The organism is Halorubrum trapanicum (genome assembly GCF_002355655.1).
Taxonomy (GTDB): domain Archaea; phylum Halobacteriota; class Halobacteria; order Halobacteriales; family Haloferacaceae; genus Halorubrum; species Halorubrum trapanicum_A.
Map to the genome: position 1 here is coordinate 1,980,002 of NZ_AP017569.1, position 20,872 is coordinate 2,000,873.

General features: G+C 67.2%; 21 protein-coding genes. 9 read left to right on the plus strand and 12 right to left on the minus strand.

Annotation, left to right across the window (positions count from 1 at the left end):
- Positions 1-63: 63 nt before the first annotated feature.
- From CPZ01_RS09595 to CPZ01_RS09605, 4 genes are all read right to left on the minus strand, one after another.
- Complete coding sequence (locus CPZ01_RS09595) at positions 64-507, minus strand: hypothetical protein (protein WP_096394508.1); 444 nt, start codon at positions 505-507, stop codon at positions 64-66.
- A gap of 135 nt (positions 508-642) precedes the next feature.
- Complete coding sequence (locus CPZ01_RS15450) at positions 643-798, minus strand: hypothetical protein (RefSeq protein ID WP_172863950.1); 156 nt, start codon at positions 796-798, stop codon at positions 643-645.
- Positions 799-893: 95 nt separating this feature from the next.
- Positions 894-1,871: an aldo/keto reductase gene (locus CPZ01_RS09600; protein WP_096394509.1), complete on the minus strand. Its 978-nt coding sequence runs from the start codon at positions 1,869-1,871 to the stop codon at positions 894-896.
- An 80-nt stretch (positions 1,872-1,951) separates the two neighbouring features.
- A complete protein-coding gene (locus CPZ01_RS09605; RefSeq protein WP_092919919.1) occupies positions 1,952-2,149 on the minus strand; it encodes a hypothetical protein in 198 nt (65 codons plus the stop codon).
- 133 nt (positions 2,150-2,282) lie between these two features.
- Here CPZ01_RS09605 and CPZ01_RS09610 point away from each other — a divergent pair, with 133 nt between their 5' ends.
- Positions 2,283-4,037 carry a cryptochrome/photolyase family protein gene (locus CPZ01_RS09610; protein ID WP_096394510.1) on the plus strand — a complete coding sequence of 585 codons (1,755 nt, stop codon included), beginning with the start codon at positions 2,283-2,285 and terminating at the stop codon, positions 4,035-4,037.
- A 3-nt stretch (positions 4,038-4,040) separates the two neighbouring features.
- Here the strand turns inward: CPZ01_RS09610 and CPZ01_RS09615 are convergent, their stop codons facing one another.
- Positions 4,041-4,286, minus strand: a complete 246-nt coding sequence (locus CPZ01_RS09615; RefSeq protein WP_096394511.1) for a hypothetical protein — start codon at positions 4,284-4,286, stop codon at positions 4,041-4,043.
- Positions 4,287-4,382: 96 nt separating this feature from the next.
- Positions 4,383-4,562, minus strand: coding sequence for a DUF7470 family protein (locus CPZ01_RS09620; RefSeq protein ID WP_096394512.1), 180 nt, complete (start codon positions 4,560-4,562; stop codon positions 4,383-4,385).
- Positions 4,563-4,664: 102 nt separating this feature from the next.
- Between CPZ01_RS09620 and CPZ01_RS09625 the strand changes: the two genes are divergently transcribed.
- The 3 genes from CPZ01_RS09625 (at position 4,665) to CPZ01_RS09635 (ending at position 7,091) form a co-directional block, all read left to right on the plus strand.
- The gene (locus CPZ01_RS09625) at positions 4,665-5,300 is read left to right on the plus strand and encodes an IS6 family transposase (protein WP_096394514.1); all 636 of its coding nucleotides are present in this window, start codon (positions 4,665-4,667) and stop codon (positions 5,298-5,300) included.
- A gap of 63 nt (positions 5,301-5,363) precedes the next feature.
- Positions 5,364-5,654, plus strand: coding sequence for a translation initiation factor eIF-1A (gene eif1A / locus CPZ01_RS09630; protein WP_096394516.1), 291 nt, complete (start codon positions 5,364-5,366; stop codon positions 5,652-5,654).
- 537 nt (positions 5,655-6,191) lie between these two features.
- A complete protein-coding gene (locus CPZ01_RS09635) occupies positions 6,192-7,091 on the plus strand; it encodes an ATP-grasp domain-containing protein (protein WP_096394518.1) in 900 nt (299 codons plus the stop codon).
- A 15-nt stretch (positions 7,092-7,106) separates the two neighbouring features.
- Here CPZ01_RS09635 and CPZ01_RS09640 read toward each other — a convergent pair whose 3' ends face one another.
- Positions 7,107-7,487, minus strand: a complete 381-nt coding sequence (locus CPZ01_RS09640; protein ID WP_096394520.1) for an Hsp20/alpha crystallin family protein — start codon at positions 7,485-7,487, stop codon at positions 7,107-7,109.
- A gap of 258 nt (positions 7,488-7,745) precedes the next feature.
- On the opposite strand from CPZ01_RS09640, the gene gap reads away from it, so the two are divergent.
- Positions 7,746-8,798 carry a type I glyceraldehyde-3-phosphate dehydrogenase gene (gene gap / locus CPZ01_RS09645; RefSeq protein ID WP_096394522.1) on the plus strand — a complete coding sequence of 351 codons (1,053 nt, stop codon included), beginning with the start codon at positions 7,746-7,748 and terminating at the stop codon, positions 8,796-8,798.
- Between the two features lie 97 nt (positions 8,799-8,895).
- Positions 8,896-10,119, plus strand: a complete 1,224-nt coding sequence (locus CPZ01_RS09650) for a phosphoglycerate kinase (RefSeq protein ID WP_096394524.1) — start codon at positions 8,896-8,898, stop codon at positions 10,117-10,119.
- A gap of 50 nt (positions 10,120-10,169) precedes the next feature.
- On the opposite strand, the gene lrp is transcribed toward CPZ01_RS09650, so the two are convergent.
- A complete protein-coding gene (gene lrp, locus CPZ01_RS09655; RefSeq protein WP_008441157.1) occupies positions 10,170-10,628 on the minus strand; it encodes an HTH-type transcriptional regulator Lrp in 459 nt (152 codons plus the stop codon).
- Between the two features lie 126 nt (positions 10,629-10,754).
- Here lrp and glnA point away from each other — a divergent pair, with 126 nt between their 5' ends.
- Positions 10,755-12,125, plus strand: a complete 1,371-nt coding sequence (glnA, locus tag CPZ01_RS09660) for a type I glutamate--ammonia ligase (RefSeq protein ID WP_096394526.1) — start codon at positions 10,755-10,757, stop codon at positions 12,123-12,125.
- A 176-nt stretch (positions 12,126-12,301) separates the two neighbouring features.
- On the opposite strand, the gene CPZ01_RS09665 is transcribed toward glnA, so the two are convergent.
- Together CPZ01_RS09665 and CPZ01_RS09670 are read right to left on the minus strand one after the other, a co-directional pair.
- A complete protein-coding gene (locus CPZ01_RS09665; RefSeq protein WP_096393058.1) occupies positions 12,302-12,937 on the minus strand; it encodes an IS6 family transposase in 636 nt (211 codons plus the stop codon).
- Between the two features lie 548 nt (positions 12,938-13,485).
- Positions 13,486-16,641, minus strand: a complete 3,156-nt coding sequence (locus tag CPZ01_RS09670) for an adenosylcobalamin-dependent ribonucleoside-diphosphate reductase (protein ID WP_096394528.1) — start codon at positions 16,639-16,641, stop codon at positions 13,486-13,488.
- Positions 16,642-17,063: 422 nt separating this feature from the next.
- Between CPZ01_RS09670 and CPZ01_RS09675 the strand changes: the two genes are divergently transcribed.
- Positions 17,064-17,306 carry a hypothetical protein gene (locus CPZ01_RS09675; protein WP_096394530.1) on the plus strand — a complete coding sequence of 81 codons (243 nt, stop codon included), beginning with the start codon at positions 17,064-17,066 and terminating at the stop codon, positions 17,304-17,306.
- 26 nt (positions 17,307-17,332) lie between these two features.
- Here the strand turns inward: CPZ01_RS09675 and CPZ01_RS09680 are convergent, their stop codons facing one another.
- Positions 17,333-19,600: a CDC48 family AAA ATPase gene (locus CPZ01_RS09680; protein WP_096394532.1), complete on the minus strand. Its 2,268-nt coding sequence runs from the start codon at positions 19,598-19,600 to the stop codon at positions 17,333-17,335.
- Complete coding sequence (locus tag CPZ01_RS09685; RefSeq protein ID WP_096394534.1) at positions 19,597-19,848, minus strand: Hsp20/alpha crystallin family protein; 252 nt, start codon at positions 19,846-19,848, stop codon at positions 19,597-19,599. The genes CPZ01_RS09680 and CPZ01_RS09685 overlap by 4 nt, the downstream gene beginning before the upstream one ends.
- A gap of 213 nt (positions 19,849-20,061) precedes the next feature.
- Here CPZ01_RS09685 and CPZ01_RS09690 point away from each other — a divergent pair, with 213 nt between their 5' ends.
- A complete protein-coding gene (locus tag CPZ01_RS09690; RefSeq protein ID WP_096394536.1) occupies positions 20,062-20,832 on the plus strand; it encodes an alpha/beta fold hydrolase in 771 nt (256 codons plus the stop codon).
- Positions 20,833-20,872 lie beyond the last annotated feature (40 nt).

A 20,872-nucleotide genomic window follows, 5' to 3' on the forward strand; every position in this document is an offset into this window, starting at 1 on the left:
TCGTCGTCGACCGACGAACTGGGCGCTACGGGGCTTCGGAAAACCGAGAGAGGAGCGGCCGAATCAGTCGTCTTCGAGCGCCTGCGCGATGCGCTGGAGCTGCCGGGTCGCGTCGCGGACCTCGTCGCGGAGCTGGCGCACCTCGCGGACGAGCTCCTCGTTGCCGCCGTCGTCGCCGCGAGCGCCCTGCTCGCCCTGCGCCCCGGGGCCGCCGCCCATCCCGGGGGGGCCGCCCGCGCCGCCGGGACCCCCGCCGCCGCCCATCATGCCGGACATCATCTGCGCGAAGGGGTTGCCGCCGCCCCCGCCGCCCATCCCGGGCGGGCCGCCGCCGCCCATCATCTCCTCGGGTTCGGGTCGGTCGCCCTCCTCGCGCTCCTCTTCGCGTCGCTCGCGGATCTCCTCGACGCGCTCGCGGAAGGACTTCTCCTCGCCGTCGCCGTCGGCGGAATCGCCCTGTTCGCCGGCCTCGCCGTTCTCGGGGTCGGTGGCGTCGTCGTCTGCCATGCGCCACGATTCGGCGGCGCCGCCGAAAAGGGTTGTCGTGGCGCCCGCGACGGAGTGTTTATAAGTCGGGGGCGGGCGGCGGCCACCGGACGGAGCCGCGTCGGCCTCGCGACCGGGCAGCGGTCGGCCCCGCCGTCACGCGCGCACGAGGCGGTGGCAGTTCGGGCACTCCGCGGGCTCCCCGTCGCCGCCGGCCGCCGGGACGCGGTCGCCGCAGTTCGGACAGCGCGTCCGGGTGCGCGCGTACTCGGTGCGCGACCGGACGGCGGATCGGTCGGTGTCGTCCGTCATACCTAATTGTCAACGAATACCATACAAATAGCTTACCCGTGTATTCCTAAAACACGATTTAGGCCGCGAACGGGCCGAAGCGTCGTTCGCGCCGACTACTCGTGCCCGGAGACGCGGACCGGCTCGTACGGTTCCTCCAGCCACTCGACGTCCGAGTCGGAGAGGTCGACGTCGAGCGCCTCGACCGCGTCTTCGAGGTGTTCGACGCTCGTCGTGCCGACGATCGGCGCGTCGACCGAGTCCTTCTCGAACAGCCACGCAAGGGCGACCTGGGCCATCTTCACGCCCTTCTCGGCGGCGAGCTCCTCGACGCGCTCGTTGACCTCGCGCCCGCCGCCCTCGCGGTAGGGGTGCGCGTAGAGGTGCTCCTCCGTCTCGCCGCGGAGGGTGGCGTCCACCTCCTCGTGCGGGCGCGTCAGGTAGCCGCGCGCGAGCGGGCTCCACGGCATCACGCCGACCCCCTCCTTCTCGCAGAGCGGGAGCATCTCGCGCTCCTCCTCGCGGTACGCGAGGTTGTAGTGGTTCTGCATCGTCGCGAACCGCTCGTACCCCTCGCGCTCGCTGACGCGGAGCGACTCCGCGAACTGGTGGGCCCACATCGAGGAGGCGCCGACGTACCGCACGTCGCCGCGCCGGACCGCGTCGTCGAGCGCGGCGAGCGTCTCCTCGATCGGGGTGTCGTCGTCCCATCGATGGATCTGGTAGAGATCGATCGTGTCCATCCCCAGGCGATCGAGGGAGTTCGACAGCTCCTGTTCGATCGCCTTCCGCGAGAGCCCGCCCGAGTTCGGGTTCGACTCGTCCATCCGGAAGTACCCCTTCGTGGCGACGACGAACTCGTCGCGGTCGTACCCGTCGAGCGCCTCGCCGAGGACGCGCTCGCTCTCGCCGTTCGAGTACATGTTGGCGGTGTCGAAGAAGTTCACCCCGAGGTCGACCGCGCGCTCGACGAGCTCTTTCCCTTCCTCCTCGTCGAGGACCCACTCGCGCCAGTCGGAGTCCCCGAAGCTCATGCAGCCGAGACAGATCTTCGAGACGGTGGTGCCGGTGTTCCCGAGGGTCGTGTACTCCATACGTCGATCAGTTCGGGCCGAGACAAAAAGCTACGCGCGGCGGCGGGGATCGCAGGGTGAGACGGCTCGACCCGGAAATATCAGAGGTCCCGGAACGACGCCGTGTACACGAGGAACGCGCCGGTGAGGATGACGAACGCGAGGAAGGTGACGAGCGCGAGCACGTTCGCGACCGGCGCGAGCGGGGCGAGGAAGGGCTCGCCGGTCGAGTCGAGCACCAGCACTGCGAGGAGGGCGGCGATCAGGCCGAGCAGCCAGTTCGTGAGAATGTCGTCCATGGCTCGCCCGTCACGCGGGGGCGACAAAAAGCCGCGGATGCGGCGGCGACGCGCGGGAGAGCGGCGGCGGTCGGGAGCCGCGGCCGCGCGGGGCGCCGCCGGAGCTATGGCGCTCGCACCCCTGATACGGGACGTGAGCGACCGGACCACTTGCTGGCTGCTCGGCGACCAGCTCAACCCCGACCTCGACGTCCTCGACGCGGCCGACGACGTGCTGCTGATCGAGGCGCACGGCTTCGCCGACCGGAAGCCGTACCACGCCCACAAGCTGACGCTCGTGTTCTCGGCGATGCGGCACTTCCGCGACGAACTCCGCGAGCGCGGCCGCGACGTGACGTACGTGCGGGCGGAGTCGTTCGGCGAGGGCCTCGACGAGTTCTTCGCGGAGCGGGAGACGGAAATGGGCGGCCGGGACGGGGACGGCGACGCGGGCGATGACGACGGCCCGCACTTGCGACTCATGCGCCCCGCGAGCCACGGCGCCGGCGAGCGGCTCCGCGAACTGGTCGCCGACCGCGGCGGGACCCTCGAACTCGTCGACAACGAGCTGTTCTGGACGACGCCGAGCGACTGGCGCGAGTGGGCCGGCGAGGGGGAGACGGAAATCGGCGCCGACGGCGCCGCCGACCGGACCTACCGACAGGAGAACTGGTACCGCCACGTCCGCCGCGAGACGGGGGTGTTGATGGACGGCGAGGAGCCGGTCGGCGGCGAGTGGAACTACGACGACCTGAACCAGGAGACCCCGCCGGACGACTGGGAGCCGCCCGGGCGGCCGAGGTTCGAGCCGGACGAGCTGACGCGCGGGACCCACGCGTGGGTCCGCGAGCGGTTCGATACGTGGGGGAACGACTCGCTCGACGGGTTCGCGTGGCCGGTTACCCGCGAGGGGGCGCGCGAGGCGCTCGACCGCTTCGTGCGCGCGGGGCTCCCGGCGTTCGGTCGGTATCAGGACGCGATGGTCGGCGGCGAGCCGTTCCTGTCGCACTCGCTGCTCTCGCCGGCGATCAACCTCGGGCTGCTCGACCCGCGCGAGCCCGTCAGGGCGGTCGAGCGCGCCTACGCGGAGCGCGGGGTCGAGCCGGGCGCGTACGACCCCGCCGAGCACGGCGAAGTCGGCGCGGGTGCGGAGGCGACCTCGCTCGACGAGTTCGGCGGCGACGAGTTTGACGGCGACGAGGCGGGCGACGGTGCCGGGGAGGAGACGGAAGCGGCGGCGGGCGAGGAGCCCGCCCCCGTCCCGCTCAACGCCGCGGAGGGGTTCGTCAGACAGGTGATCGGCTGGCGGGAGTTCGTGCGCCACGTCTACCGCGAGGCGATGCCGGAGCTGGCCGAGGCGAACCGGCTGGGACAGGAGCGCGACCTCCCGCCCGCCTACTGGGACGGCGACACCGACATGCGGTGTCTCTCGGAGGCGGTCGGCCACGTCCGCGAGTACGGCTACGCCCACCACATCGAGCGGCTGATGGTGTTGTCGAACTTCGCGCTGGTGTACGGCGCCGACCCGGCCGAGCTGAACGAGTGGTTCCACCTCGGCTTCGTCGACGCGTACCACTGGGTGACGACGCCGAACGTCGTCGCCATGGGGTCGTTCGGCACGGACGTGCTCTCCTCGAAGCCGTACGCCTCCTCGGGGAGCTACGTCAACCGGATGAGCGACCACTGCGCGGACTGCCGGTACGCCGTCTCGCGGACCACGGGCGAGGGCGCTTGCCCGTTCAACGCGCTCTACTGGGACTTCTTAAAGGAGAACGAGGAGACGCTGCGGGGCACCGGCCGGATGGGACTGATGTACTCGCACGTCGACGACAAGGACGACGCGGAGTGGGAGTCGATCCGCGAGCGCGCGGCGCAGGTCCGCGAGCTGGCGGCCGAGGGGTGTTTATAGGCGCTACTCGCCGCCCGCGAGCCGGCGCAGCCGCGGGAGCGCCTGCTCGTAGCCCAGCCCGACGACCCCGACGTACAGCGCGAGCAGCCCCATGCCGACGGCCCAGGCGCCGAGGACGAGGTCGCCGCCCGAGACCGCGGAGAGTCCGAAGCGTTCGAGGACGACGCCGACCGCGGCGGCCGCGCCGGCGCCGAGGGTGACGGCGAGGAGTTCGACGAGTTCGACCGCGACGGCGGGTACTTCGACCATATCGGAGGGGAACGGTCGGCGATTATGACTCTTTCGGGAGAACGGTGAACGGCGGGCGGGCGTCGACGACGGCCGAGGCGCCCGGGTCGCGTGCGGTCACTTCAGCCCGAACGACCGCATGGCGGTGTCGACGAGCCCCTTCGCGATCAGCGCGAGGCCGGCGATCAGCAGCATCACCGCGCCGGCGATGACGGGGTCGCGAACGGTGATGATGCCGACCGCGACGAAGACGACGAGGACGCCGACGATCCCTTCGACTCCCAGTGTGTCGCGCATGTCGTCGGGTGGCCGTCGGTCGGGCTTAAAACGGAGGGATATCGGCGGGGCGGTGTTCAGATAAGGATTGAAAGGTGAGGCGGTACGTTTTCAAAGTGATTCATGCCCGAAAACGACCGCCTCAGCGGCTGTTTAGACGAGATCAACTTAGAGTTTGTGGAGCGAGAGGCAACACCGAAGTTGTTGATGAAGCTCAGTATTCAGCTTCATTTGTCTGGACTATCGCTTTCGAATACTGTTTCGTTTCTTGAGGTATTCGGTGTTGAACGAGTGCGCTCTACCGTTCACAACTGGGTTCACAAAGCCGATCTACAGCCGGAATCTGGTCGGAGCCCGAATCACGTTGCGGTTGATGAGACTGTGATTCGGCTTGATGATGAACAATATTGGCTGTACGCTGCTGTCGATCCGGAAACAAATGATCTGCTTCACACACAGCTTGAGCCGACGACAAATAACGCTCTCGCAGATCGGTTTTTCGCTGATCTGCGTGATAAACACGACGTGGATGACGCAACCGTTCTCGTAGATGGATCAGCTTCACTTCAGCGAGCCTGTCGCAAACACGACCTCGATTTCAAATATGAACGACATGGAAATCGGAACAGCGTCGAACGTGTCTTTCGTGAGATAAAACGCAGAACTACCAGTTTCTCAAACTGTTTTAGCAACGCCAAAGCAGAAACTGCTGACGAGTGGCTCAGATCGTTCGCTTTCGCATGGAACCAGCTTATCTGAACACTACGATCGGCGGCGGAGAGCGGCCCTTTTATTTCCAAGAGCGCGTATCACCGCGTACGCATGAGCAACGGAGACGGCGGCGGTCAGGACGACCTCCGGATGCCCGACGACGACGAGGTGTTCGCGGAGGTCGTCGAGATGCTCGGCGCGAACCGCGTCAAGGTGCGCTGTGCGGACGGGAAACAGCGGACCGCGCGCATCCCCGGCCGGATGCAAAAGCGGGTGTGGATCCGCGAAGACGACATCGTTCTCGTCGAGCCGTGGGACTGGCAGGACGAGAAGGCCGACATCTCGTGGCGCTACGAGAAGAGCGAGGCGGAACGGCTCCGCGAGGAAGGCCACTTACAATAACTCGGTTGGCGTGGATCGACGTGAGACGTCGCGGGGGTTCCGGCCGCTTATTTATAAATATCTGACTGCGGGCTGGTAGTGACCGTTATCAAAGCCTCGGCCGCCCGTTTTTAAACCGTTGCTGGCGGATCGAGGGCGAACACCGCCAAAGCTTCGGCCGCTCACTTATAAATAGCTGACAGTAGATCGACGGCGAACACCGCCAAAGCCCCAGTCGCGAGGGCTCGGTGCGCTCGCTGCGGTCCTCGTCGCTCGCTCCGCTCGCTCCTGCGGTCCTTACGTCGCGCGCCTTCGCCCTCGCGACTGCCCCTTTGAGTCCCGCCCCGCCCCGCAACCGCGCCTCACGCCTCCCCAACCTCGTCGGGCGCGTCCTTCGGGCTCCCTTCGGTCGCCCTCGGAGCGCCCGACTCCCTCGCGCGTGCTCCTCGCGCCCAAGGGCGCTCGGAGGCGCGCGCCACCGCATCTCGTATCGCGTTGGTGTCGCTGCCGTCGCGCCGCTCGCGCGGTTTTTAAGTCCGAACGGCGCCCAGTAATGCTATGCTCCGGCTCGCGATGACGACCGACGCGGAGACGTTCGAGCGCGTGCGCGAGCCGCTCGCGGACCGCGGCATCGAGGTCGACCACGTGCGGGCGAAAGAGCGGTCGCTCCGGGTTTCGGACGGTGAAGGCGACGCTTCGCCGGCGGCCGACCCCGAGGAGTTCGCGGGATTCGACGCCGGCCTCGTCTACCCCACCCGCCTGATGGAGGGTGCGGTCGTCGACGAGCGCCTCGGCGTCCCGTGGGTGAACGGCCGCGATGCGGTCGTCGCCTCGCGCAACAAGGCGGGCGTGCTGGCGCGGCTGTCGGCCGCCGGGCTCTCGACGCCGAAGACGACGCTCGTGTCGAACCCCGTCGACGAGTCGGTCGTCGTCGACGCCGCGAGCGAGTTCTCTTACCCCGTCGTCGTGAAGCCGAACTCCGCGACCCGCGGCGTCGGCGTCGCGACCGCGACCGACCTCGACTCGCTTTTGGGCGTCGTCGACTACCTGAACCTGATCCACGACTACCGCGCCACCGGCGACAAGTCGTTCCTGATCCAGGAGTACCTGCCCGACGCGCGCGACTACCGCGCGATGGTCGTCGACGGCGCGTACGCCGGCGCGGTCGAGCGCGTCCTCGACGACGACGCGCTCGCCGCGGGCCGGTGGAAGCACAACGTCCACCGCGGCGCGACGGCCGAGGGGGTCGAGTTGGACCCCGCGGCGCGCGAGCTCGCGGAGCGCGCGGCCGAGACGCTCGGAATCGACTACCTCGGCGTCGACCTGCTCGCGACGGACGACCGGCTCGTCGTCAACGAGACGAACGCGCGCCCGACGGTCGACGCCGCGACGAAGTACGCGGACGACTTCTACGACCGGTTCGCGGCGCTGATCCGTCGGACGGCAGAAACAGCATAAAAACGGGCGATCGGCTCAGACCAGGTCGATCGAGGCGCTGTCCTCGTCGCGGTCGAACGAGACCTCCAAGACGCCGTTGTTGAACGTCGCGTCCGCGGAGTGCTCGTCGACGGGCGCGGGGAGTTCGACCGTCTCGTCGTACTCGCGCCGGTCGGAGACGGCCGAGATGGTGAGCGCGTCGCCGTCGCAGCGCAGCGAGAGGTCCTCCTTCTCGACGGCGGGGAGGTCGGCGACGAGACGCACCGACTCCTCCGTGGTGTACGCGTCGACGTGGGTGTCGGAGCCGAACCCCGCGTCGTCGGCCGACTGCGCGTCCGCGTTGGCCATCTCGTTCATCATCCGCTCGATCTCCTCGAAGAAGTCTCCGAACGGATCGTCGCGGTCGTCTCTGTCCATACCTCCCGTGAGGTCGCTGACTCCGATAAGCCTTCTGTCGGTCGCCGTTTCGGCCGCTACCCGCCCCGCGACGAGCGGGCAACGAGCAGCGACGAGCGGGCAACGAGCAGCGACGAGCGACGCGAACCCGCCGAGACCGACCGAGATCGCCGAGACCGACCGAGATCGCCGAGACCGACCGTAACAAATTCGAACGATTATGACGGTCTCGGCGCGACTGGGCCGGATTTAAGTAGTTGCGGGTCGCTTTTTTCGAACATGAGTAAATCGTATCTGGCTGCCGGCGACGACGTGAGCGACGACGAGGTCGTGCGGGTGGGGCTCAACGGCTTCGGTCGCATCGGGCGCAACGTGTTCCGCGCGGTGTTGGAGAGTCCGCGGATCGAGCTCGTCGGGATCAACGACGTGATGGACTTCGACGACATGGGGTACCTCGCGAAGTACGACACCGTCATGGGCCGGCTTGACGGCGTCGAGCGCGACGGCGACGAGCTGACGATCGGCGGCACCTCGGTCCCGCTGTTCAACGTTCAGGACCCCGCGGACCTCCCGTGGGACGAGCTCGACGTCGACGTCGCCTTGGAGTGTACGGGCATCTTCCGCACCCGCGACGACGCGAGCGCGCACCTCGACGGCGGCGCCGACACCGTGATCATCTCGGCGCCCCCGAAGGGCGACAAGCCGGTCAAACAGCTCGTCTACGGCGTCAACCACGACGAGTACGAGGGCGACGACGTCGTCTCGAACGCCTCCTGCACCACGAACTCCATTACTCCGGTCGCGAAGGTACTGGACGACGAGTTCGGCATCGACGCCGGCACCCTCACCACCGTCCACGCCTACACCGGCTCCCAGAGCCTCATCGACGGGCCGATGGGGAAGCGCCGCCGCGGCCGCGCGGCCGCCGAGAACATCGTCCCCACCTCGACCGGCGCCGCGGGCGCCGCCCAGGAGGTCCTCCCGCAGCTTGAGGGGAAGATCGACGGGATGGCGATGCGCGTGCCGGTCCCGACCGGCTCCATCACCGAGTTCGTCGTCAGCCTCGACGAGGACGTCACCGAGGAGGAGGTCAACGCCGCCTTCCGTGACGCCGCCGACTCCGGCCCGCTCGCGGGCGTCCTCGGCTACACCGACGACGAGGTCGTCTCCTCTGACATCGTCGGGCTCCCCTTCTCCAGCTACGTCGACCTCCGGTCGACGAACGTCATCGCCGGCGGGAAGCTGCTGAAGATCCTCACCTGGTACGACAACGAGTACGGCTTCTCGAACCGGATGCTCGACATGGCCGCGTACGTTCAGGACGAGGCCTGAACGCCCGACCGCGGTTGAAGAGCGAGGCCCGACACCCGGGCGGTAACGTTCCCCCGGAGGACAACCGCTTAAATACCTCATCGACGACCACTCACTCATGCCCACGTTCGACACCATCGACGACCTCCCGGCCGACTCGCGCGTCCTCGTCCGACTGGACCTCAACTCCCCGATCGAGAACGGCGAACCGCAGGACAACCGCCGCTTCGAGCGCCACGCGGAGACCGTCCGCGAACTGGCCGACGCCGGTCACCGCGTCGTCCTCATGGCCCACCAGGGACGCCCCGGCCGCGACGACTTCACCTCGCTCGCCGGCCACGCGGAGATCCTCGCCGACCACGTCGGCCGCGACGTGGCGTTCGTCGCGGACACGTACGGCGACGAGGCGCTCGAAGCGATCGACGCGCTCGAAGCGGGGGAGGTGCTCCTCTTGGAGAACACCCGGATGTGCGACGACGAACTCCCCGAGGAGTCCCCCGAGGAGAAGGCGGAGACGGAGTTCGTCGAGACGCTCGCGCCGCGCTTCGACGCGTACGTCAACGACGCCTACTCGGCGGCGCATCGGAAACACGCCTCGCTGGTCGGCTTCCCGCTCGTCCTTCCCGCGTACGCGGGCCGCGTGATGGAGACGGAGTACGAGGCCAACACCGCCATCGCGACCCGCGAGTTCGACGGGCCCGTCACCATGGTCGTCGGCGGGACGAAGGCGACCGACGTGATCGGCGTGATGGACGCCTTAGACGACAAGGTGGACCGCTTCCTCCTCGGCGGCGTCGCGGGGGAACTGTTCCTGCGCGCCGCGGGCCACCCGGTCGGTCGCGACGTGGGAGAGATGGACCTGTTCGACGAGCAGTGGGAAGAGAACCGCGAGCTGATCGAGTCGGTCCTTGACGAGCGCGGCGACGCGATCCGGCTCGCGAGCGACCTCGCGTACGAGGGCGACGACGGCGAGCGCGCCGAGGTCGAAGTCGAGGCGATCGACGAGAAGGAGACGGGGTACCTCGACGTGGGCTCGGCGACGGTCGCAGACTACGAGCCCGCGATCCGCGAGTCCGACGCCGTCTTCGTGAAGGGCGCGCTCGGCGTCTTCGAGGACGAGCGGTTCGCGGACGGCACCGTCGGCGTCCTCGAAGCCATCGCGGAGACGGACTGCTTCTCGGTCGTCGGCGGCGGCGACACCTCCCGGGCCATCGAGATGTACGGCCTCAGCGAGGCGGACTTCTCGCACGTCTCTATCGCGGGCGGCGCGTACATCCGCGCGCTAACGGGCGAGCCGCTCCCGGCGGTAGAGGTCTTGGAAGCGGCGGCGGAACGGCAGTAGAAGGGCGAGCGGCCTCGAAGCGGGGCTAAGCGTTCAAGTCGGGCGACCGGCTACTCCTTGACGTCGAGGTCGAACTGCTCGTTCTCCGTGACCGCGTTGAGGACGACGCTCGTGTTCGACTCGCGGATGTCCGCGTCCGTGAGGATCGACTTGATCTGGTCGTTCATCCCGTCCGTGTCGGTGAACTTCCCGATGGCGATCACGTCGTAGTCGCCGGTGACCTCGTAGACGCTCACCATCTGTTTCTCCTGGCGCAGCTTCTCCGTGACGTCCGGCAGCGCGCTCCCCTCCACTTTGAGCTGGAGCACGGCCGTCACGTCGTAGCCGAGCTTGTCGTAGTCGACGACGGGGGTGTACCCTCGAATCACGCCCTCCTCTTCGAGGTCGCGGAGGTGGTTCGAAACGGTCGTCACCGAGACGTCGAGCTCGTCGCCCAGGCTCCGGAGACTCGCGCGGCCGTTGCTGAGCAGCGAGTTGATAAGCTTCGCGTCGAGGTTTTCGTACGTCATCACACCGATCCACGCTTTCGGGGGTTTAGAATTTTACGAACGTCCAGCAGTTTTGCCTGTCCGGCGGTTCATGCGCCAAGCGATAAGGCCTTTATACTGGCAGATAACGAATCAAGCGTCCAGAACATGACGGACGAACACGCGAAACCGGACGGCGGCCTCACGGCCAAAGAACAGGCGGTACTCGACGAGATCGAAGAACAGAACGTCGATTTCCTGCGGCTCCAGTTCACCGACATTCTCGGTGTGGTGAAGAACGTCTCCGTCCCCGCCCACCAGGCGGAGAAGGCGTTCACCGAGGGAATCTACTTCGACGGCTCCTCCATCGAGGGGTTCGTGCGCATCCAGGAGTCGGACATGCGGCTCGTCCCCGACCCCGACACGTTCGCGGTGCTCCCGTGGCGCAGCGACGGTGACGGTGACAGCGGCGCCGCGCGGCTCATCTGTGACATCGTCGACACCGACGGCGAACCGTTCGCCGGCGGTCCGCGTCAGGTCCTCAAGAGCGTCCTCGCAGAAGCCGAGGAGATGGGCTACTCCGTCTCCATCGGTCCCGAGCCGGAGTTCTTCCTGTTCGAGAAGGACGACGACGGCAACGCGACGACGATCCCGCACGACAACGGCGGCTACTTCGACCTCGCTCCCAAGGACCTCGCGTCCGACGTGCGCAAGGAGATCATCTTCACCTTAGAGGAGATGGGCTTCGAGATCGAGGCCTCGCACCACGAGGTCGCCGAGGGCCAACACGAGATCAACTTCAAGTACGACGACGCGCTCACGACCGCGGACAACATCGCGACGTTCCGCGCCGTCGTCCGCGCGGTCGCCGAGCAGCACGACCTCCACGCGACGTTCATGCCCAAGCCGATCGCCGACATCAACGGCTCGGGCATGCACAGCCACATCTCGCTGTTCGACGAGGACGGCAACGCCTTCGCCGACGACGACGACGAGTTCAACCTCAGCGAGACCGCCTACCAGTTCATGGGCGGTATCCTGAACCACGCGCCCGCGTTCACGGCCGTCACCAACCCGACCGTGAACTCCTACAAGCGCCTGGTGCCCGGTTACGAGGCGCCCATCTACGTCGCGTGGTCCGACACGAACCGCTCGGCGCTCGTCCGCGTGCCCGACGCCGCGGGCGTCTCCGCGCGCTTCGAGGTCCGCAGCCCCGACCCGTCCTGTAACCCCTACCTCGGCATGGCGTCGCTCATCGCCGCCGGCCTCGACGGGATCAAGACCGAGGCGGACCCCGGCGACCCGGTCCGCGAGGACATCTACGAGTTCGACGACGAGAAGCGCGAGGAGTACGGCATCGAGACGCTCCCGCCGAACCTCGGCGCCGCCGTCGAGGAGCTCGAGGCGGACGAGGTGCTGCAGGACGCGCTCGGCCCCCACACCTCCGAGAAGTTCGCCGAGGCGAAGTCCCAGGAGTTCAGCGAGTACCTCACCCAGGTGTCGCAGTGGGAGGAGGACCGCTACCTAGAGACCTTCTGAGGCGACGGCGCGGCCCAACGTTTCGACTTCTTTCGGTCTCTCTCGGCTTTCTCGTGCCGTCCGGTTTCGCTTCGTCGAGCGTTTTTCGAGCGGGAGCGGTTCGTCCCCCGGCGAGCGCGTGAACCCGACGAGCGATCGATTACGGGAGTAGGTGTAGTACGTTGTGGGGGTAGTGTTCAGATAAGCTGATTCCATGCGAACGCGAACGACCTGAGCCACTCGTCAGCAGTTTCTGCTTCGGCGTTGCTGAAACAGTTTGAGAAACTGGTAGTTCTGCGTTTTACCTCACGAAAGACACGTTCGACGCTGTTCCGATTTCCATGTCGTTCGTATCTGAAATCGAGGTCATGTTTGTCACAGGCACGGTGAAGTGGAGTCGCGCCATCAACGAGAAAGATCGCGTCATCCACATCGTGTTTTTCGCGGAGTTCCGCGAAGAACTGATCTGCGATCACGTTCGTTCTTGTCGGCTCAAGCTTTGTATGGAGTAAATCGTTTGAATCGGGATCGACAGCGGCGTACAGCCAATATTGTTCATCGTCAAGCTGAATCACGGTTTCATCGACCGCAACGTGATTCGGGCACCGACCAGATTCCGGCTGTAGATCGGCCTTGTGAACCCAGTTATGAACAGTAGATCGAACCCGATCAACACCAAATACCTCAAGAAACGAAACAGTATTCGAAAGCGATAATCCAGCAAGATGGAGCTGAATACTGATCTTCATCAACAACGTCGGTGTTGCCTCTCGCTCCACAAACTCTAAGTTGATCTCGTCTAAACAGCCGCTGAGCCGGTCGTTTTCGGGCATGAATCACTTTGAAAACGCACCGCCTCACCTTTCAATCCTTATCTGAACACCGTCGTTGTGGGGGGGGGACCGTTTATAAGATGGATCGCGGTGTTGCTGTCGGCTGTTTATAAATGGTTGAGGCTGGTGGGGTGACAACCGTCAAAGCCCCAGTCGCGAGGCGGCAGCACGCTCGCTGCGCTCCTCACTCGGTCGCTACAGCTCCCTCGTTGCGGTGCTTACGTCGCCTGCGGCCGCCTCGCGACTGCCCCTTTGAGTCCCACCCCGACCGCCCAGCACCGCAGCCTCACGCCTCCCCAACCTCGTCAGTCGCCTCCGCTTCGCTCCGGCGACTGACTCCCTCGCGGGCTGGCTCGCGGCCGCCGGTGGCGGCCGCTCGCAGGCGCGCCACCGCCTACCATTTATAAGCCCCCGTCGCCGTCGCTCATCGCCTTTTAAATATGCTCCCGCCACCGCCGATCTACGATACTCACTCCCGGTATCGATCGCGTTCGTACGAACCGCAAAAAAACCGCGCCGCAAGCGCTTTTACCGTCAGTTCGGCCCGTCTAACACTCCGACCAGCCGCACGACTCGCACGTCTTGCAGCCCTCGGAGTAGTAGAGGTTCATGCCGCCGCACTCGGGGCACTCGGGCGACTCGCCCGCCGCGATGAGCTCCTGGGTCGAGTCGTCGGCGCCGGCGGCGTCGTCGGCCGCCGTCGGCTCGGACCCGCTCGGAGCCTCGGTCGCCGCGCCGGCGTCGACCGCGCCGCCGTCGGTCTGACTCGGGCGGCCCGGGCCCGACGCGGACTCCTCGACGTCGTCGAGGCTCTGCTGTTGGGGGATCCCCTTGTCGACGTCGTCGTCGAGGTAGCGCCGGAGCGCGGTGCCGATCGCGTCGGGGATCGACTGGATCTGCTCGCCCTTGTCCCAGGCGACCTTCGGGCTCCGGGTGCCCTGGAGCTCGTCGACGATCTCCTCGGGGTCGACGCCGGAGCGGAGCGCCGTCGAGATGACCTTCGCGAGCGCCTCCGTGAAGGAGTTGGTGTAGCCGCCGGAGTGGCCGATGTTCGCGAACAGCTCGAACGGCAGCCCGTTCTCGTCCTCGTTGATGGTGACGTACAGCTTGCCGTAGCCCGTCTCGACGCGCTGCGTGACGCCGTTCAGTGAGTCGGGACGCGGGCTGCGCTCGCTGTAGTCGATCCGGGGCTGCTCCGTCGTTTCGAGCAGGTCCGAGATCTCCGCGTCGATCGCGGCCTGAACGTCCTCGTTGTCGAGGAACGCCTCGACGCCGCCGAACACCTCGGAGATCTGCTCGACGATCGTCTCGGCCGCCTCGCTCTCGTCGGCGAACTCGGTGTTCTGCGCGCGCGTCGTGAGCACCTGCTTCGAGCGGGTGCCGTCGCGGTAGTAGGTGACGCCCTTCCCGCCGTTCTCGTAGATGTACTCGAAGACCTCCTTGGCGTCGCCGAGCGTGGAGTCGTTCGGCGCGTTCACGGTCTTCGAGATGGCGGAGTCGACGCCCTTCTGACAGGCGACCTGGACGCCGGCGTGGTCCTTCGCCGAGAGGTCGCCGGTGACGACGAACAGCTCGCCGATCGCGTTCGGCACGGTGTCGAGCCCCTCGACGCCGTCGAACTCGTTGGTCGCCATCTGCTCTTGAGCCTCCTGCTTGACGGCGTCGACGTCGACGTCGTTGGCCTCTAGCGTGCGCAGGAAGTAGTCGTCGAACTCGACGAGCATCTCGTCGCCCTGGACGTCGTCGGAGACGTTCTTGTAGTAGGCGACGTTGTAGATGGGCTCGCAGCCGCCGGTCGTGTTGCCGATCATCGACGTCGTGCCCGTCGGCGCGATCGTCGTCGTGTTGTGGTTGCGGATCGGGAAGCCGTCTTCCCACTCGTCGGCGTCGAGCCCGGTGTAGTGCTCGAACCAGTCGCGGTGCTCGGTCGGGTTCGCGTACTTCGAGTCCGCCCAGTCGTTGAACGTCCCGCGCTCCTCGGCGAGCTCGTGGGAGGCGAGCTTCGACTCGTGGTTGATGTGGGTCATCAGCTGCCGGGCGATCTCGTTGCCCGACTCGGAGCCGTAGCGGACGCCGAGCTGGACGTACAGCTGCGCGAGCCCCATGATTCCGAGCCCGATCTTCCGCATGTCCCGGACCTTCTCTTCGATCTCCGGGACCGGGAAGTCGGACATCGTGACGACGTTCTCGAGGAAGCGGGTGCCGTACGCGATCCGCTCTTCGAACTCCTCGAAGTCGATCGCCTCGTCTAAGAACGCCTCGACCGCGGCCGCCTCGGAGTCGTACTCGTCGGCGTGCTCGTCCGACCAGACGCGCCAGTCGGGCGCGTCGAGGTCCGCGAGCGTCGAGAGGTTGATGTGGCCGAGGTTACAGGCCTCGTACTCCTCGAGGGGCTGTTCTCCGCAGGGGTTTGTTGCGAGTATTCTATGGCTTGGATTTTCTTCTACATCGAACGAATGTTCCTTGTTGATGCGCTCCAAGTAAACGACCCCGGGCTCCCCGTTCTCGTGGGCGCCCTCGATCATGTGGTCCCAGATCTCGGCGGCCGGGACGGAGAGCTCCTCGCCGACCTCGACGTGTTCGCCGAGGCCGAACATGTCGTAGAGCTCCTTCGTCTCGGGGGTGGCGACGTGGGGCTCCTCCGTGCGCGGGTTGGTGAAGGTGAACTCCTCGTCGTTCTCCAGCGCCGCCATGAAGTCGTCCGTGACGCCGACGCTGATGTTGAAGTTCGAGAGGTGGCCCTCCACCGCGTTCCGGAGGTGTTCGGGCACCTTCCCGTCCTCGTCGATGAGGTCGCGGGCCTCCTCCAACGCGTCCGCGAAGGAGTTGTGCGTGAAGTCGTCGGGGTCGTTGAGCCGCAGCGAGTGGGCCAGGGAGACGTCCTTGTTCTTCGCGTGGATGAACTGGATGACGTCCGGGTGCGAGATGCGCATGACGCCCATCTGGGCGCCGCGGCGCGCGCCGCCCTGCGCGATCGTCTCGCACATCTGGTCGAACGTCCGCATGAACGTGATCGGCCCGGAGGCGATGCCGCCGGTGGAGCCGACCGCGTCGCCGTACGGGCGGAGCTTCCAGAACGCGTACCCCATGCCGCCGCCGGACTGGAACACCTCGGCCGCCTCCTTGGCGGTCTGGTGGATGTCGGTGATGTCGTCGCCCGGCGAGTCGACGAAACAGGCGGAGAGCTGCTGGAGCTCGTCGCCCGCGTTCATCAGCGTCGGGGAGTTCGGCATGAAGGAGAGCGACTCCATCCCCTGCCGGAACGTCTCGGCGGTCGCCTCGACGTGGTCGCGAACGCCCTCGGGCAGCTCGGGGACGACCGTCTCGTACGCGAACTTGTTGACGTTGTGAGCGGTGAGCGTCGTCTCCGCGTCGTCCTCGGCGGTCGTACCCGCGCCGAAGACCTCCTCGGCGAGCTCGTCGCGCCGCGGGTGATCGGGCTTCAGCTGGTCGGGCGTGACGGTGACCTCGACGCCCTGCTTTTCGGCCTCGAAGACGGCCTCCGCGAGCGCGACGTTGCGCGCGACGCGGTCGAACAGCTCCTCCTGGTCCTCGATCGGTTCGCCGTCCGCGTTCTTCCGGAGGTAGCGCGCGGGCAGGATGTTCCCGTAGGCGTTGCCCGTGAGGCGCTCCTCCATGGTGTCGCCCGTGGTTCGTTTGATCGGCAGTTCGACTCCGTCGGCGGAGACGCCGTCGCTGCTCATTCGGCGGCCACCCCGCTGGCTTGGCGTGGGATATGGATCATCAGTAGTGTTGGTGTACTGGCGAGGCGGGCCCTTGTAGGTTCGGATGTTCGGACCCGTCCGGCATCTACATGTCCGATTCGGTATGTAACGTCGGTCCGGGGCGTCTGACGCTGAATCCGGTACGTCGGTACGGAAGGGACTCCGGACACATAAGCGTAGGTAGACCGGAGTGAAACTGAACACTGACCGAACAAAACGGAAGACCGAAGCGGCCTCCCACCGGAACAGAAGGGGGGTTGCTCGGCGGTGGTTCCGGCGGCGGCGCCGGGTGCTCGCGTCCCTGTGGCGCGCGTTCGGACGAGTTCGCATCCGAATTCGACGCGAGTTTGCCGGACACCTATCAGAATTCGTACCCGGAGCGTCCATCGTCCCACAAGCTTATGCCCGGCGTCGCCGTGAGGCCGGACATGACCGCATCATCGCTCGCGCTCGCGGGGCTCGTCGCGCCGGCACAGGCCGCCCTGCTCGGAAGTCAGGTCGGGCAGCTGCTGGTCGCCTTAGTCGCCGTCGCACTGATAATCGTCGTCGGCAAGTTCGTGCTGAAGCTCGCGTGGCGGCTCGTCACGATCGGGATCGTCGTCGTCGCCGCGTTCTACGTGCTGTCGACGCTCGGACTGATATAAAAAACTCGTTCGGCCGCGCCGTCCGCTTACTGGAACGCGGCGCCCGGCTCGGCCTCGGTGCGGTCGACCTCAGACCGCTTGAACTGCTTTTCTATCTCCTCGTACCGCTCGCGCGTCTCGGGGGTGACGCTCGGGTTCACCTCGCTTAGCGCCTCCTCGAAGTGCGCCATCGTCACGCGGACGTTGCCGACGGACTCGCCGACCTCCTCGCGCGTGACGCTGCCGATGAACTCCCGAGAGGCGTTCATCGACGCCTCGCGGGCGACCGCCTCGATGTCGGCGCCCACGTACCCCTCGGTCTTGCGGGCCAGCGCGTCGAGGTCGACGTCGTCGGCCAGCGGCTTGTTCCGCGTGTGGACCTCGAAGATCCGGCGGCGCGCCGTCTCGTCCGGAACGGGCACGTGGACGTGCCGGTCCAGGCGGCCGGGGCGCAGCAGCGCCGAGTCGATGAGGTCCGGGCGGTTGGTCGTCGCGATGACGACCACGTCCTCCAGCGACTCGAGCCCGTCGAGCTCCGTCAGCAGCTGGGAGACGACCCGCTCGCCGACGCCGGAGTCGCCGGAGTTCGTCCCGCGCTCGGTCGCGATCGAGTCGATCTCGTCGAAGAACACGATCGTCGGCGCGTTCTCCCGGGCCTTGCTGAACACCTCGCGGACGCCCTTCTCGGACTCGCCCACGTACTTGTTCAGCAGCTCGGGCCCCTTGATCGAGATGAAGTTCGACTCGCTCTCGTTGGCGACGGCCTTCGCGAGCAGGGTCTTCCCCGTGCCCGGCGGGCCGTACATCAGGACGCCCTTCGCGGCCTGCATGTCCAGCTCCTCGAACACCTCGGGGTACTCCAGGGGCCACTGGATCGTCTCGCGGAGCCGCTCTTTGGTGTCCTCGAGGCCGCCCACGTCCTCCCAGGTGGTGTCGGGGACCTCCACGAACACCTCCCGCAGCGCGGAGGGTTCGATCCCCTTGATCGCCTCCTTGAAGTCCGACTCAGTCACCTGGATGGAGTTCAACACGTCGGCGTCGATCTCGTCGCTCTCGAGGTCTATCTCCGGGCGGATACGCCGCAGCGCGTGCATCGCGGACTCCTTCGCGAGCGACTCCAGGTCGGCCCCGACGAAGCCGTGGGTGTTCTCGGCGTATTCGTCTAAGTCGACCCCCTCGGTCAGCGGCATGTTCCGCGTGTGGACCTGAAGGATCTCCTTGCGGCCGTCGCGGTCGGGGACGCCGACCTCGATCTCGCGGTCGAAGCGGCCGCCCCGTCGGAGCGCCTGGTCGATGGCGTCGACGCGGTTCGTCGCCCCGATGACGACGACCTCGCCGCGCTCTTCTAACCCGTCCATCAGCGAGAGGAGCTGGGCCACGACGCGGCGTTCAACGTCGCCGCCGGCCTCCTCGCGCTTGGGCGCGATGGAGTCCAGCTCGTCCATGAAGATGATCGACGGCGACTCCTCGGACGCCTCCTCGAACACCTCGCGGAGCTGCTCTTCGCTCTCGCCGTAGTACTTCGACATGATCTCCGGGCCGGAGATCGTGTGGAAGTTCGCGTCGATCTCGTTGGCGACCGCCTTCGCGATCAGCGTCTTCCCCGTGCCCGGCGGGCCGTGGAGCAGGACGCCCTTCGGCGGGTCGATGCCGAGGCGCTTGAACAGCTCCGGGTGCCGCATCGGCAGCTCGATCATCTCGCGGACCTGTTCGAGCTCGTCGTCGAGCCCGCCGATGTCCTCGTAGGTGACGTCGGGGCCCTCGCCGGTGCCGCCCGGGGCGTCGCCGCGGTCGGCGATCTCCTCGGCGGAGATCTCGGAGATGCTGATCTCGGTCTCGTCGGTGATGACGACCGTGCCGCTCGGGCTCGTCTCGGCGATCTTCATCGGGACCGCCTGCGACTGGCCGCCCATCAGCCCGAAGCCGAGGGAGGTCCGGATCGTCTGCCCCTCGGTCACGGGCTGGCCGGAGAGCTTGTCGCGGATGAACGGGGCGATCTGGCCCCGCACCCGCAGCTGGCTCGGGAAGGCGATGGTCACCGCGTCCGCGCGCGAGACGTCGACGTCCTCGACGGTCACGCGGTCGTCGATCCCCACGTCGGCCTCCTGCCGGAGGCGGCCGTCGATGCGGATCACGCCGGTGCCGTCGTCTTCGGGGTAGCCGGGCCAGACGCGGGCGATCACCGCCCCGTCGGCGCCCTCGACGCGGACGATGTCCCCGCCGGAGAGCCCGAGCTCGTCGGCCGCGACGCGGTCGATCGCCGCGAGGCGGCGGCCGGCGTCCTTCTGTTTCAGCGGCTTGACGGTGAGCTTCATCGCTCGCCCTCCACGGTGAGCACGCCGTTGTTCACGGCCGCGTCCGCGGCCGCGCCGGGCAGCTCGAACTCCGATTCGACCGGCCCGTCCGGTCCCTCCACGACGACGATCGCCGTCCCGCCGACGGTGTCGACGGTGACGGTCTCGTCGTCGACGCCGAGGTCGGCGGCGACGACCCACTCGTCGTCGTACTCGTACCGACGCAGCAGCGCGCCGTCGCCGGTCGATCGGGTCTGTATGTGATTCATCCTAACTACGAGTTAGTCGCGCAGCTATTTAAACTTGACGCTCAAAATCGCATGACGTGAGTGTTTCTTCGTCACATCGGTAGTGTAGCGGTTCGGGCCCGATCGTCCCCGATCGGCCGCCGTCGAGCGGTCGGATCTCCGGGCCGGTTCCGCCCCCCGATCGCGAGTCGTTCCCCTCCGGCGTTTATACCGCTCGGCGCCGAACCGCCGGCCATGGAACGGGTCACCCACGACGGCCGCGACACGGCGTACCGCCGCTTCGACCGCGGCGGCGACGGACCGACGGTCTGTTTCGTCCACGGCAGCGGCGGCGCGAAGGACGTCTGGAAGTCGCAGGCGCGGATCGCCGACCGGTTCCCGGGCGTCGCCGTCGACCTCTCAGGGCACGGCGACAGCGACGACGTCGCGACGCCCGCGGGCCCCGAGACGCTCGACGCGTACGCCGACGACGTCGTCGCCGTCGCGGAGGCGACGGGTGCGACGGTCCTCTGCGGCAACTCCCTCGGCGGCGCGGTCGCGCTGTGGGTCGCATTAGAGCGCGACCTCGCGCTCGACGGGCTCGTCCTCGCGGGCACGGGCGCGAAGCTCGGGGTGGCCGAGCCCCTCCGCGACGCGCTCGCCGACGACTTCGAGCGGGCGGTCTCGCTGCTCCACGAGCCGGATCGGCTGTTCCACGACGCGCCCGCCGAGTACGTCGAGCTCTCGGCGGCGGCGATGCGCGCGTGCGGGCGTGCGGTCACCGAACGCGACTTCCTGACGTGCCACCGCTTCGACGTCCGGGACCGCCTCGGCGCGGTCGACGTCCCGGCGCTCGCGCTCGTCGGCGCGCACGACGGGCTCACCCCGCCGGCGTACCACGAGTACCTCGCCGAGGGGATACCCGACGGGGAGTGGACCGAGCTCTCGGACGCCGCTCACCTCGCGATGCTCGAACGGCCGGCCGCGTTCAACGAGGCGCTCTCCGGGTTCCTCGATCGCCTGTAGGCCGTCGACCGCCGCGACCGGCCCCGAAGCCGGGAGCCGC